General features: G+C 38.1%; 12 protein-coding genes. 6 read left to right on the top strand and 6 right to left on the bottom strand.

The window, feature by feature from the left end; all coding sequences use genetic code 11:
* Positions 1–86: 86 nt before the first annotated feature.
* The 3 genes from lptC to metG all read right to left on the bottom strand — a co-directional run bounded on the left by lptC (position 87) and on the right by metG (position 3,808).
* Positions 87–1,430 (bottom strand): LPS export ABC transporter periplasmic protein LptC, encoded by a 1,344-nt coding sequence (gene lptC / locus H6G59_RS10585; protein ID WP_190714160.1) that lies wholly within the window; start codon positions 1,428–1,430, stop codon positions 87–89.
* Positions 1,430–2,059, bottom strand: coding sequence for a LabA-like NYN domain-containing protein (locus tag H6G59_RS10580; RefSeq protein ID WP_016950273.1), 630 nt, complete (start codon positions 2,057–2,059; stop codon positions 1,430–1,432). Before H6G59_RS10580 ends, lptC begins: the two co-directional genes overlap by 1 nt.
* Positions 2,060–2,206: 147 nt before the next feature.
* Positions 2,207–3,808 (bottom strand): methionine--tRNA ligase, encoded by a 1,602-nt coding sequence (gene metG, locus H6G59_RS10575; RefSeq protein ID WP_190714158.1) that lies wholly within the window; start codon positions 3,806–3,808, stop codon positions 2,207–2,209.
* A 775-nt stretch (positions 3,809–4,583) separates the two neighbouring features.
* Here metG and H6G59_RS10570 point away from each other — a divergent pair.
* Positions 4,584–5,411 carry an alpha/beta fold hydrolase gene (locus H6G59_RS10570; protein WP_190714455.1) on the top strand — a complete coding sequence of 276 codons (828 nt, stop codon included), beginning with the start codon at positions 4,584–4,586 and terminating at the stop codon, positions 5,409–5,411.
* 257 nt (positions 5,412–5,668) lie between these two features.
* Here the strand turns inward: H6G59_RS10570 and H6G59_RS10565 are convergent, their stop codons facing one another.
* Positions 5,669–6,124 (bottom strand): DUF29 domain-containing protein, encoded by a 456-nt coding sequence (locus tag H6G59_RS10565; protein ID WP_190714156.1) that lies wholly within the window; start codon positions 6,122–6,124, stop codon positions 5,669–5,671.
* Between the two features lie 144 nt (positions 6,125–6,268).
* Between H6G59_RS10565 and H6G59_RS10560 the strand changes: the two genes are divergently transcribed.
* The gene (locus H6G59_RS10560) at positions 6,269–6,523 is read left to right on the top strand and encodes a UPF0175 family protein (RefSeq protein WP_190714154.1); all 255 of its coding nucleotides are present in this window, start codon (positions 6,269–6,271) and stop codon (positions 6,521–6,523) included.
* Between the two features lie 126 nt (positions 6,524–6,649).
* On the opposite strand, the gene H6G59_RS10555 is transcribed toward H6G59_RS10560, so the two are convergent.
* Both H6G59_RS10555 and H6G59_RS10550 read right to left on the bottom strand, forming a co-directional pair.
* Positions 6,650–7,330, bottom strand: a complete 681-nt coding sequence (locus H6G59_RS10555; protein ID WP_190714152.1) for an alpha-ketoglutarate-dependent dioxygenase AlkB — start codon at positions 7,328–7,330, stop codon at positions 6,650–6,652.
* Positions 7,330–8,310, bottom strand: coding sequence for a class I SAM-dependent methyltransferase (locus H6G59_RS10550; protein ID WP_190714150.1), 981 nt, complete (start codon positions 8,308–8,310; stop codon positions 7,330–7,332). The genes H6G59_RS10555 and H6G59_RS10550 overlap by 1 nt, the downstream gene beginning before the upstream one ends.
* A 257-nt stretch (positions 8,311–8,567) precedes the next feature.
* Here H6G59_RS10550 and H6G59_RS10545 point away from each other — a divergent pair, with 257 nt between their 5' ends.
* The 4 genes from H6G59_RS10545 (at position 8,568) to minD (ending at position 12,949) form a co-directional block, all read left to right on the top strand.
* The gene (locus H6G59_RS10545; RefSeq protein ID WP_190714148.1) at positions 8,568–9,062 is read left to right on the top strand and encodes a DUF29 domain-containing protein; all 495 of its coding nucleotides are present in this window, start codon (positions 8,568–8,570) and stop codon (positions 9,060–9,062) included.
* Between the two features lie 246 nt (positions 9,063–9,308).
* Positions 9,309–10,643: a four-carbon acid sugar kinase family protein gene (locus H6G59_RS10540; RefSeq protein WP_190714146.1), complete on the top strand. Its 1,335-nt coding sequence runs from the start codon at positions 9,309–9,311 to the stop codon at positions 10,641–10,643.
* A gap of 121 nt (positions 10,644–10,764) precedes the next feature.
* The gene (gene minC, locus H6G59_RS10535; RefSeq protein WP_190714144.1) at positions 10,765–11,826 is read left to right on the top strand and encodes a septum site-determining protein MinC; all 1,062 of its coding nucleotides are present in this window, start codon (positions 10,765–10,767) and stop codon (positions 11,824–11,826) included.
* Positions 11,827–12,142: 316 nt separating this feature from the next.
* Entirely contained in the window at positions 12,143–12,949 is an 807-nt protein-coding gene (minD, locus tag H6G59_RS10530) for a septum site-determining protein MinD (RefSeq protein WP_071187805.1), read from the top strand.
* The last annotated feature ends 27 nt before the right edge of the window (positions 12,950–12,976 follow it).

Below are 12,976 nucleotides of genomic sequence, written 5' to 3'. Positions count from 1 at the left end.
CCTCACGTCCCCGCGTCTCCCCGTCTCCGCGTCTCCCCATCTCCCCATCTCCCCATCTCCCCATCACCCCATCCCCGTGTCCCTTCCTAACCTCCATCCTGGGGAATGATCTCCGTTAGCACTCTCTCTTTAGAAGTACCACCGTTAACGGTGATATTTTCTGTTTGCAGGTTGCCGACGGCTGTTTCACCTGTGAAAGTTAATTTTGGCTCAACTTGGCGGTAAACGACATTTCCCTGGGCTTCTAGAAGTTTTTTGTCTACATCCCAAGTGAGTATATTTGATTTTAAAGATTGCTGACGTTGTCCCACTGCATTGACATTGCCGATTAAATTAATTATTTTTTGTGGGATATTCATTTTCCCTTGATTACCGGTCACTGTCACATTTTCAGCTTGGTGAAAAACGCGCAAGGGTGAATTTGTAGTGACCATTTCTTGAGTTATATTCCAGGTGATAGAGTTACTAGTTATTTGCATCGGTGGATCTAGTAATTGTATCTGGGCTTTTGGTTGAATAGTAGCAATTTTAGTTTTTAAGTTAACTTCTGCGGCATTTCCCTTACCACGGTCAGTAATTTGATTATTTTTGTAACGGTCAATTTCGATTGTGCGATCGCTAATTAATTTTTCGGCTTTGATTTGCCAAACTAAATGCTCAGTTCGCATTTGCAATTGTGGTTCAGTAGAATTTGCTACCACTTTCCCGGAGAATTCTACACGCTGTTCACGGGTTTTAACTCTTGCTTCCTGTGCTACAGCTTTCAACTGTTTATGAGTACCATTTAGCTGATTGCGAACAATTAATAAATCTTCTTTTGGTCGCCATTCTAATTCATTTCCCTGCAAAACAATGCCATTCTGAGGATCTGTAGCGATAATCTTCCCTTTGAGCAACAGTTGTTTGCCATCTTGCTGGATGTCGGCTTTATCAGCTTTAATTTTATAAACTACTTTGCCATCTTGGTATAGTTCACCATCAGGATTTTCGGCTTCACCTATTTCCTTTTCTTTGGTATATTTTGCTTGTTTAGCTCTGACTTTCCAAATTGGTCTGCCAACTTCATCAAATTGTTCTAAAGCAACACCAAAAAAAGTCAATTTACTATCTACTTTTTGTGGATATGAATCATCATTATTTGATTTAGTAGATGATTGATTACTACAAGAAAATAATCCAATGACCAAAAATAAAGTTAAAGGTAAGTAATACCAATTGACTGGCCATTGTAAATTATTCCATAAATGGAAGCAGGAGGAGTTGGTTTTACTTCTCCTCAGAAGTTTTGAACAAAGAAGCAAGGGTGAAAAAGAGAAAGATGAGCCGGAGTTAAAATCTCCATATTTATTGTCCCCTTGCTCAATGCTCTCTGGTTCCCTGCTTTTTGTAGAATTTTCTCCCTCATTCTTCCTGCCTTCTTGATATTGCATTATTCTGGAATTTCTAAATGTCCTTCACTATCTCGATGGTCATCCAAAAAACCCATCCCAGCTAAAGGTCGATATGGATAGCTTTGACGGGGTGTTTTTTGAATATCTTCTTTGATGGCTTCTAAATCGATATAGCGATCGCTCACATTAATTAAACTATCACTAGTCATCGATCGCAAACTCACCACCTCAACCCGCACACCACGATAACTGACGGAATTTACCGCGTAAGCCAAATCGCCGTCACCGCTCACTAAAACTGCGGTATCATAGGAATCGACCAGCGCCATCATATCCACAGCTATTTCTACATCTAAGTTAGCTTTTTTTGAGCCATCTGGCAGCTGTACCAAATCTTTAGCAATGACTCGATAGCCGTTGCGACGCATCCACAGCAAAAATCCCTGCTGTTTCTCATTGGTTCGGTCTACTCCCGTATAAAAGAAAGCACGCAACAGCCTTGATCCCCCAGTTAAACGGCACAGCAACTTCGTGTAATCAATTTCGATTCCTAGTTGCAGCGCCGCATAAAATAGATTGGAGCCATCAATAAATATAGCCACACGACCGCGATTTTCTAAAACCTGCTCTGGCGTAAATATTGAGTCGTTTTCCAAATTATTCAACATTGTTCTCATACCTCAGTTTTTATCCTTGTTATTTTTGATAGAAATCGCTAACTTTTACATACTTGTTAGAGTGGCTTATGATAATTTTCCGGGGCTGATTAATTAAGCCCCGATCAAATTTTTTGCGTAAATCAAAAATGGAAAGTACTAATCATTTTTTAAAGCTTCTATCCGCTTGAAAACTGGTTGAGGTGTACCCAACTGTTGTTGATCGGATAATACGCCCCATGTTGCATGGGTAGTAAAAGGCGCAATAATTAAACTTTCTGTTTGATCGTTAAAGTTTATTCCCCAGCCGAGTTGCTGATAAATATCACTGCTGATATTGGGAATAATCGGGGAGAGGAGATAAGCTGCTAGTCTCACTGATTCAAGAACCGTGTACAGCACTGCTTCAACTTCTTCCTGCTTTCCCTGTTTATATAATGTCCAAGGAGCTTGATCATCAATAAACTTATTGCTGGCTTGTACCAGCGACAGAACAGCATGGCAGGCTTCATTGAAAGCTAGTGTTTCGTAGGCTTGTTTCACCTTCTCTCCTAGACTTAAGCCAATTGCTTTTAAAGAATTTTCAGCCGGGATAGCTGACTGAGCAATTGACGGCACTTTACCAGCGCAGTATTTCTTCACCATGTTTAAGGTGCGATTTAACAAATTACCTAGATCATTTGCCAAATCTGCATTCAGAACATTAATGAATCTAACTTCATTAAAATCGCCATCCTTGCCAAATTCGATTTCCTTAAGGAAGTAATAACGAACTGCGTCGCTACCATAACGTTGAACTAACGCTACAGGATCTAGGGTATTACCTAGGGTTTTCCCCATTTTTTGACCATCTTTAGTCAAAAATCCATGGCCAAAAACTCGCTCTGGTAAGGGTAAACCTGCTGATATCAGCATTGCTGGCCAGTAAACTGCATGGAAACGCAATATATCTTTACCAATGAGGTGCAGATTAATTGGCCACCATTTTTCTAAGGCATTGGCTAAAGTCGGTTCTGCATCAGGTTCTAACAATGCTGTGACATAACCTAACAGCGCATCAAACCAAACATAAAGGGTATGTTTAGAATCTACAGGTACTGGAAAACCCCAATCGAGATTTACCCGCGAAATCGAAAAGTCTTGTAAACCTTGATTCACAAAGTTGAGGACTTCATTCCGCCGACTTGCAGGTTGAATAAAATTTGGTCTAGACTGATAGAATTCCTCCAATTGGGTTTGATATTTGGATAGTCTAAAGAAGTAGTTCTGCTCGTCTCGCCACTCTACTTCCTTGGTAGTATGTATGGGGCAGCGTTTATCTTCGAGCAGTTCCCGTTCTTCTTTAAATTCTTCACAGGATACGCAGTACCAACCTTTTTGTTGTCCTTGGTAAATATCGCCATTTTCCCAAACTCTTTGGAAGAATTCTTTGACAATTGCGTGATGGTTAGCAGCGGTGGTGCGACTAAAGCGATCATATTGGATATTGAGAACCTGCCACAAGTTCAGGAAACTGGGTACTATTTCATCACAAAATTCTTGTGGTGCTTTTCCAGAACTAGCTGCTGACCGCTGAATTTTTTGTCCATGTTCATCTGTACCCGTAATTAGCAGTACTCGATGTCCCAATAAGCGCTGAAACCGTGCCACTACATCCGCAGCCATTGTTGTGTAAGCACTGCCAATATGAGGAACATCGTTTACATAGTATAGAGGTGTCGTCAGTGCAAATGTCTTTTCTGTTTTATTCACTAGATTCATGCAAAATTAAAAAACAAATTATTAAACCGTTTTCTCTCTTCGTTAATGCGGTAAAACCACGTAATTATATAACATGGCTACTCATTTTTTCAAACTACCATTTAATATTAGCAAAGTTCCTCAACTCAAGAATTGTTATCTAATATCTAGAAATCCAGCTAATTTATCGTCCCATTAGGGATAATAGTTGCTAAAGATCATGGTGTCAGCAGTTTATGGCACTGATTCTTAAAATGGAATGGTATTGATAGACGAAACACTAACCCCAATTCAGAAAATATAGTTGAATCTGTAATTTAGACATTCTATGAAGATGCTCTAAAATAGAGTAAAGAAATGTAAAAATCACATCAAGATTAACTGCGATTTTTTGAGAAAAAATATTCTGGATAATCTCAGGATTTATTTATCTTCTCCGAAATCACAGAAAAATGCCGAAGTTTGCCAGCTGCACCAATTTTTTTATTCGCAAGGAAACAGAGAATAGTTTTTCTAAATATTTATTTTCAATCATCAATTACCAACCTTGAATGAAAGTGTGAAGGGTAATTTTAGTGCTTTCATATATTTATATATAATCTTAGAATCTGCACTCAATTCTGTAATCAAGATTTCAGAGTTGACTAATTTTTGTCTGGAAAGGTTGATGATTAATGATTGGTAATTGGTAATTTTCTCCGCATTCCCGCATCTCTTGTCCGCCGATCTCCCCATCAGCGTGAATGAAACGGTAAAGTTAAACAAGGTTAATATAATGAAGACACACATTTGTAAAATGGCACACGTTGAACTTAAACCTTGTTTTCTGACACCGAAACGAGTACAACTAGAGTATCCGCTGTTTGTTTATTTACCAGGGATGGATGGAACTGGTCAATTGTTGCGATCGCAAACGGCTGGATTAGAACTTGGCTTCGATGTTCGATGCTTGGCGATCCCCAGGAAAGACCTCACTACCTGGGATGTGCTAACAAACAACGTTTTAGACTTAATTCACTCAGAATTAGAAAAAAGCTGCCACCGACCAGTTTACCTGTGTGGTGAGTCATTTGGGGGTTGTTTGGCGATGAAAGTAGCAACCCGATCACCACAGTTATTTAAACGCATTATTTTAATTAATCCCGCTTCAGCTTTCAAACTACGTCCTTGGCTGAACTCATTATCTCAATTAACTGACTTAGTGCCATCATGGTTTTATGATGTTGGTGCATTAGGACTGTTACCGTTTTTGGCATCTTTACCACGGATGTCTAGTAGCGATCGCCATGAACTGCTAAAAGCTATGCGTTCAGTCCCACCAGAAACCATTAACTGGCGGTTATGGTTATTGCGAGAGTTTAATGTTGATCAGGAAAAATTGCAACAGCTAACGCAACAAGTGTTATTAATTGCAGGGGGAAGCGATCGTCTTTTACCTTCTGTCAGTGAGGTAGAACGATTAGATGATATTTTACCTAATACTAAGACAGTATTATTACCTGATAGCGGTCATGCTTGTTTGTTAGAAGAAAATGTAAATCTGTATGAAATTCTTCAAGCTAATGAATTTTTGGAAACTGATGTGGAGGTAAGTAAGAAATTACAAAAAATCATTCCCAATTAAAGACAGTTATGCTTAAATAATCTTATGAAATTCTTCACGAACTTCTGGACAAAAAACTAAGACATAATTTATTGTTGTCCTCTTTTCTAGGATAAGCCAACTGACAAAAGCCCTTCTCCTTGAGGAGACGCTACGCGTAGCTTGCTTCCCCGTAGGGGTACGGGCATCCAAGAAACAGCGATTGCGCTATCTCTTCTACAAACTACACCAGCGCCCGATAAATACTGTACAATTAATTATGTATCTGGCTTTTAAAATTATTCTGGAAAAAAATCAGACTTGAGAACTAAATTAGTATCAAAAGGACATTCTAGTGGAAAAACAGAGATAGATAAACCTGTTTCTGATGCTGCTAAATCTCTGGCTTTTTGATAACATTCATTAAACACTTCTAAAAAATAATTCTTTAAACTCGGACTAGCTGCAAAATCATCTTCTAAACGGTTACGATGTTCTTTAATGGTTGTACGCCAGCTATTTGTCCGTTTTTCTGGTTGATATTGCCATTTCAAAAGGTGCATCAACAAAATTCTCAAGTTACTTTTAATTGATTTTTTATCATTATTTCCCATACTTTCTATTTCAGAAATTAGATTTTCTATATCTAATTCTGCAAATCTTTTTTGTTGTAATATTTCAATCGTTGACTCTACCCAAAGATGAAAGTCTTGGTTGTAGAGAGAAGATGATAAGCTGGTTAATGTATTTTTCATCAATACCTCATCTTTAGAATAAGGGTTAATTAATATTTTATCATAAATTGGAAAATAAAGATTAGGATAAGCCATAATTGCATAGGTAATCTAGACTCACAAGCTATATACTGTATAATTAATCATGTAGCTGTCTTATAAATTATGTCTTTGCAACTCAAAATTAACTACCCTGAAACTTTACCTGATGCTGTTGGTAAAACTAGAGAACAGTTTGAACAAGAAGCAAAATGGGCAATGGCAGTTAAACTATATGAAATGAAACGTCTTTCTTCTGGTATGGCTGCGGCATTAGTGGGAGTAGAGAGAGTAACTTTTATCCTCAAATTAAATGATTATGGAGTGCCATTAATTGATTTAAGTGCAGAGGAATTATTATCTGATATAGAAAATGCCTAACACAAGGGAAATTGTTATTAATACTTCTCCTTTAATTGCTATTGTTGCTGCTTTGGGGGACTTTAAGAGGGAAAATACATCTTATCCATAATATTTAGATACGTTTTCGCTGATTTTACATATACTCTATTTATCAGAGAACATGACAGTTCTAAATGTAAGAGAAATACGTCGAGAACGTTTAATTATTTTCCCTTCAAAAGAATCACTTTTTCTTTTGGCTATTCCATGTGACCAGTTATATCTAGCTTCATTTTGAAGGACAATTAAACTTTTTGGATCAAGTAATAGCGAAGTTTTCATTCCTGTCTGGTTATGACTAAAATCCATTACACATGATGAACAAAGGCTTAAAGATATAATGACATCTGTAAAACAAGATACGCAATCTGTGTGACTAGAAATACCTTGTCCCGGTTGGTAGTCATTTACAATTACTTGATCTGGTACTGTTGGGCTAAAGACTTTATGTAGCCTTTTTGCTAAGGTTAATGCCCAGTCAGGAAGAGGTGCAATGTAAAATGACTTATCAATATTATGCTTCTTATAATCATACTTATAGCCATAATGCTGTACTCTTCTTTGCAAATCTGTAAGCCACATCTGACTGTCAATCTTCTCCACTAAAAAATCATGTTCATCACTACTGATGAAATTACGAACATAAATTAAGTCGCTAATTTGCTCATAAGTTACTGTTTCTAGACGACTTTCACTGTGCTTGTCTTTATCCTCTTGAAAAAGTGGAATATCTTCAAAAAGACTTAACTGATTACCAATAGTTAACTTATTCTTGATTTGGCGCATTAGTTTTCTCCCATATCTAAAAATCGAATGTCATAGTAAAGCTTTGTTTCCCGATTTTGAACCCCACTCAAAATGTCATGGTAGTAAAAATTAGTTTCAATTGGTCCATTTGTAATACTTTTAAACTGAGTGACTTGTTGACAAAACTCATGCCAATTAGTATTTAAGCCTGAATGTTGAGGATTTTGAAAAATGAGGCAGATATCACTAGACAGGAATTTTGTAAAAACTGATTCTTTCAAAAATTCAACTAATTGCGTAATAAATGTTGTATCTAGGGAAGGACTAGCAAAGAAGTAGGAAAAATTTAAAACAACTAATGAAGTGTCATCAGCAAAGTTTGTTATGTAAGAAGAAGGTCTTTCTGCAAAGGAACTTGATACCGAATTAGGCTGAAAAAACCAAAATTTACTTTCCTCATGAAAAAGTTTAGGAAACTGACTAAACTCCTTAGCTTTTCGGAGCATAGATTCAGCCTTATCTATGCCTATATACCGGAATTTTAGCTTTTGATTCCTTCCTTGTGAATGTTCTGAAAAGTATCTTGCTACTGATATTCCAGAAGTAAGAGGTCCACAGCCGAAGTCCAGAAATAAAACTTGCTTATTTGATTCAAAGAAGTATGGTTCAAAAACTTCTGAATGCTTCTCGAAAATATATAATTGACTTACGGTGTGCTGCTTCATATTATTATAACAATAGACTAGGACTCTTTCGTCTTGTGTTAATCCCTTATAAGGTTGGTCAAAGTTAGCTTGACCTGAAAGAACATAATTTTTTCCGTTTTGTTGTCCTTCACCTACGATAGCTTTGATTTCAACAAAGTTCTTACTTCTGTAAGGCTCTATAACTAATCTCTCCCATTGTTCTGTTCTTGGATGATCGTTGAATGGTTTTTGAACTGCTTCCTTAAAAAAAGTTATAAGTTCATCTGATTGCTGATAAATTACTTTACCATTATTATTTATGGGTATTATCATATCATTTCTCACACCACTGACTATGTCTTACCTTATTTACTGATAAGTAAACGAACTTATTATACTTTTACGTGCTGAGAATTGTCAATGACATATAGAGGATTTATCGTGATTTTTGTCAGTAGATTTGACATATAGGCTGATTTCATCAACCTGTGTTTTTGGTATAAATTTAGCTTTTTATACCTGTTACGAAGTAAGTATATTTATACTAAATTAAGCTAAAATAAAAGAAATAGCAAAATCCTCGCCAGTATATGGTTATATCAACACAACCAACAACTCAAACCCTATACGATCAAGACTATTACCTGTGGCTGAGAACAACCATCAACCAACTTCGCACAGGACAATTTTCCTCGGTTGATTTAGAGAATTTGTTAGAAGAATTAGAAACTATGGGTAGAAGTCAGAAGCGAGCAATTAAAAGTTTACTAATTAAGCTTCTTGTCCATCTACTAAAACTCAAATATTGGGATAGTGAAAGAGAACGTAATCAAGGACATTGGAAAGGGGAAATTAGAACATTTCGTACACAGATAAAAGATGAACTTAAAGATAGTCCTAGTTTAAAACCTTACATTTTAGAAATATTTGATGAATGTTATCAAGATGCTAGATTAGAAGCATCAGATCGTTCTCAACTTGCCATTGACATATTTCCTCTTATACCCATTGGTTCTTTAGAACAAGTCTTAGATGAAAACTGGTTTCCCGAATATAACTATAATCATCACAATAAACCCGAATAAAATACTTACTTAACTCTCGCTACCTCTGACAAGTGCCAAAGTAACATTAGCGACACCGGAAAAGTAATATCCCCACTGCCAGTAATTAAAGAAGATTTGCTTCACGCTTTAAAAAGTGAACAGATTTTGCGCGATAATAAAAAGCTGTTTGCTAATAACCAAGATTTAGTAGTAAATAATTTAGTCGAATCTGCAAACTTTACAAGTTAGTGAATATTTTTGATATTTTCCACCATTGACATATTTATGAATAACAAACCCAAAATAATTGTCCTTGATGATGATCCCACCGGTTCACAAACCGTTCACAGTTGCTTATTGCTGATGCGGTGGGATGTGGAAACCTTACGTTTGGGCTTAAAAGATGATTCACCGATTTTCTTTATTTTAACCAATACGCGATCGCTAACCCCAGAGTCAGCCGCAGCCGTAACCAGAGCAGTTTGTCAAAATCTCAAACTCGCATTAGCAGCAGAAAAAATTGACGATTTTCTCGTAGTTAGTCGTTCTGACTCTACCTTGCGCGGACATTATCCCATAGAAACCGATGTCATAGCTGAAGAACTCGGTTCCTTTGATGCTCATTTTCTCGTACCTGCATTTTTCGAGGGAGGAAGAATTACCCGCGACAGCATTCATTATCTAATTATTGATGGTATTCCCACTCCCGTACATGAAACCGAATTTGCTCGTGATTCCGTATTTAGTTACAATTACAGCTATCTTCCCAAGTACGTAGAAGAAAAAACCAAAGGACGCATCAAAGAAGATACTGTCACTAGATTTTTACTTGCAGATATCCGTGCAGGTAGTTTAGAACGCTTGCTACAACTGCATGATAATCAGTGTGGTGTAGTAGACGGAGAAAATCAAGCAGATCTCAACAACTTTGCTGTCGATGTCTTAACAGCCGCAAGTCAAGGAAAACGCTTTTTATTCCGTTCTGCTGCCAGCATTTTAACAGCTTTGGCTGCCTTACCCCCCCAACCTATCGCCGCCGAAAATATGGCAGAATACGTGCGTGGTGGCAAACCCGGTGCAGTGATTGTGGGTTCTCATGTCAAAAAGACGACTCAACAGTTAGAATCGCTGTTACAGGTAGAGGGGACAGTCGGAATAGAAGTGAATGTAGGAAGGTTACTTGATGATGGAGTCAACGAATCTGCTAAACTGCTAACCGAGATTCTCGAAAATGTTCAAGCGGTACATAAAGCTGGTAAAACACCAGTAGTTTACACTAGCCGTCAGGAATTGTCTTTTAAAGATGTCAAAACCAGGTTAGATTTTGGGGCTACAGTTTCGGCTTTACTCATGGATATTGTGAAAGGTTTACCAGCTGATATCGGATTTTTAATCAGTAAAGGTGGTATTACTTCTAACGATGTTTTGAGTACAGGACTGGCTTTAACTTCAGCCCGGTTACTTGGTCAAATTTTAGCCGGTTGTTCAATGGTAATCACACCATCTGATCATCCCCAGTTTCCTAACTTGCCAGTAGTGTTATTTCCCGGTAATGTCGGTAATGCTGATGCTTTGGCTACAAGTTATCAAAGACTGACTGCAAAAAAAATGGGTAATTAGGAAGATGGGAAGGTGGAGAGATGCTCTGACGCGGAAATAGATTTTAGAGTTGAGATGGGAGTTAATTAAATACAATCCAAAATCCAAAATCCAAAATCCAAAATCGAGTACCCAATCACCAATGAATTCTGATTCTACTAATTTCCCAAAAAATTTGGAATTGACAACGGAGTCAAATTCTCCACTTCCTGATGCAGAATCTATCTCTAAACAAGCTGATGTAGAGGTAAATATTGCTAAAACTGCCGAGATAGAGGCAGAGAATACTGTTGCTGATGCAGATAATTCTATTATCCCCAATAAAGAGCTAAATTCGGTTCTCCTCCATTTACAAACTAATTCTCCGTCTGTTGATGTAGAATCTAATACTGTTCAACCAAATGTAGAATCTGATTCTGTCTTTACGGATTTGAACAGTATTGAGTTAGCATTACCAGAACAGAATGCCAATAATTCTATCCAAGTCCAGTTAAAAACTGAGGAAGGAAGACTGTTATTAATTTTGCCAACTGAATCTCAAGTACCTGCTTCGGAACTCAGTTGGTCGCAAATGTGGCAACAAATGAAGCAGCGGCTAAATGCTGGGGAGCGATTGCGGATAGTGAATACGCCAGTGCATCTAGTAGCAAAAGACCGTTTATTAGATAGTAGACAACTGCAAGAACTAGCCGAAACGTTAACAGAAGTCCAACTTCAGCTAAAATCAGTGGCGACTAGTCGGAGGCAAACAGCGATCGCAGCTTGTACATTAGGTTATTCTGTAGAACAAATTCAGCTTCAACCATCCCTGAGTTCTGATCTCCAAACTACTCCCACACCTCTAGCAGATGCTCTTTATCTAGAAATGACTGTACGATCTGGTGGAGAAATCCGTCATCCCGGCACGGTAATTATTTTCGGAGATATCAATCCTGGTGGTATCGTCGTCGCCGATGGAGATATTCTAGTTTGGGGTCGTCTACGGGGAATTGCTCATGCTGGTGCGCTGGGAAATCGTGAGAGTCTAATTATGGCTTTACAAATGGAACCAACCCAATTGCGAATCGCCGATGCTTTAGCTAGAGCGCCTGAAAAATCACTCACACAGTTTTTCCCAGAAGTGGCATATATTGCACCCGAAGGAATTCGCATTGCTAAAGCCATTGATTTTTCTCGCAGTCAGTTCAGTAAGATTAATCAATAGTTCCTCAATATTTACGGATGAAGATCTTTTCTTCCTGCCTTTTTTCTCATTAGAACAGCAAAAATAAAAATCACTATGCAACGAAATATTTACTGGTATAAAACCTTTTTACCTCTTGCCTTCTCCTCCTTGTCTTTAACCTGCTCCTAAAAATATAGCAACGGACAAGGCGTTTAGGACATCAACCAATGCTAAAACTTAGACAATAAAAGGCTTCTAGCACTGTCACCTGTCACTTCCTGTCACCTGCTATAAATATTTACGCTTTTACGCTCACCTACTTATTTCCACAAAGCCTAATCGTTCCCTTGTTATTATGACTCGCATTATTGTAATTACCTCCGGTAAAGGAGGAGTGGGTAAAACCACAGTTTCCGCCAATCTGGGTATGGCTTTAGCCAAAATAGGTCGTCAAGTTGCCCTGGTTGATGCGGATTTTGGTCTGAGAAATTTAGATTTGCTGCTAGGACTAGAAAACCGGATCGTTTATACAGCTGTAGAAGTACTAGCCAGAGAGTGTCGTCTAGAACAAGCTTTGGTTAAAGATAAGCGCCAACCCAATCTTGTACTTTTACCAGCTGCCCAAAATCGTACCAAAGATTCAGTCACTCCTGAACAGATGAAACTGCTGGTAAATGCCCTGTCCCAAAAATACCAGTATGTAGTTATCGACAGCCCTGCCGGCATTGAAATGGGGTTTAAAAATGCGATCGCACCAGCTAAAGAAGCTTTGATTGTCACCACTCCAGAAATTTCCGCCGTTCGGGACGCTGACAGGGTAGTAGGGTTATTAGAAGCACAAGGAGTGAAAAAGATTCATTTAATAATCAACCGCATCCGACCTGCAATGGTACGGGCAAATGATATGATGTCTGTGCAAGATGTTCAGGAACTTCTCGCCATTCCCTTAATCGGGGTGATCCCTGACGATGAGCGTGTTATTGTTTCTACCAACCGTGGCGAACCCTTAGTATTATCAGAAACTCCCTCTGTCGCTGCCGTAGCTTTTGAGAACATTGCTCGTAGATTAGAAGGGGAAACTGTTGAATTTCTTGAGCTTGACTCCTCCAACGACAACATATTTTCCCGCTTGCGGAAATTGTTGTGGACAAAGATTGTTTAACTCATTTTCCAGTCTCCGCCTTAAACC

Source organism: Anabaena lutea FACHB-196 (assembly GCF_014698305.1).
GTDB classification, from domain to species: domain Bacteria; phylum Cyanobacteriota; class Cyanobacteriia; order Cyanobacteriales; family Nostocaceae; genus Anabaena; species Anabaena lutea.
Note: the sequence above shows the minus strand (reverse complement) of the source record. Positions and strands in the feature narration are given on the sequence as shown.

Excerpts from the sequence above, each read along its gene's own strand:
- minC (WP_190714144.1), top strand. The coding sequence starts at position 10,765 with ATGAATTCTGATTCTACTAATTTCCCAAAAAATTTGGAATTGACAACG.
- H6G59_RS10540 (WP_190714146.1), top strand. The coding sequence starts at position 9,309 with ATGAATAACAAACCCAAAATAATTGTCCTTGATGATGATCCCACCGGT.
- H6G59_RS10550 (WP_190714150.1), bottom strand. The coding sequence starts at position 8,310 with ATGATAATACCCATAAATAATAATGGTAAAGTAATTTATCAGCAATCA.
- H6G59_RS10555 (WP_190714152.1), bottom strand. The coding sequence starts at position 7,330 with ATGCGCCAAATCAAGAATAAGTTAACTATTGGTAATCAGTTAAGTCTT.
- lptC (WP_190714160.1), bottom strand. The coding sequence starts at position 1,430 with ATGCAATATCAAGAAGGCAGGAAGAATGAGGGAGAAAATTCTACAAAA.
- H6G59_RS10560 (WP_190714154.1), top strand. The coding sequence starts at position 6,269 with ATGTCTTTGCAACTCAAAATTAACTACCCTGAAACTTTACCTGATGCT.
- metG (WP_190714158.1), bottom strand. The coding sequence starts at position 3,808 with ATGAATCTAGTGAATAAAACAGAAAAGACATTTGCACTGACGACACCT.
- H6G59_RS10580 (WP_016950273.1), bottom strand. The coding sequence starts at position 2,059 with ATGTTGAATAATTTGGAAAACGACTCAATATTTACGCCAGAGCAGGTT.
- H6G59_RS10545 (WP_190714148.1), top strand. The coding sequence starts at position 8,568 with ATGGTTATATCAACACAACCAACAACTCAAACCCTATACGATCAAGAC.
- minD (WP_071187805.1), top strand. The coding sequence starts at position 12,143 with ATGACTCGCATTATTGTAATTACCTCCGGTAAAGGAGGAGTGGGTAAA.
- H6G59_RS10570 (WP_190714455.1), top strand. The coding sequence starts at position 4,584 with ATGGCACACGTTGAACTTAAACCTTGTTTTCTGACACCGAAACGAGTA.
- H6G59_RS10565 (WP_190714156.1), bottom strand. The coding sequence starts at position 6,124 with ATGAAAAATACATTAACCAGCTTATCATCTTCTCTCTACAACCAAGAC.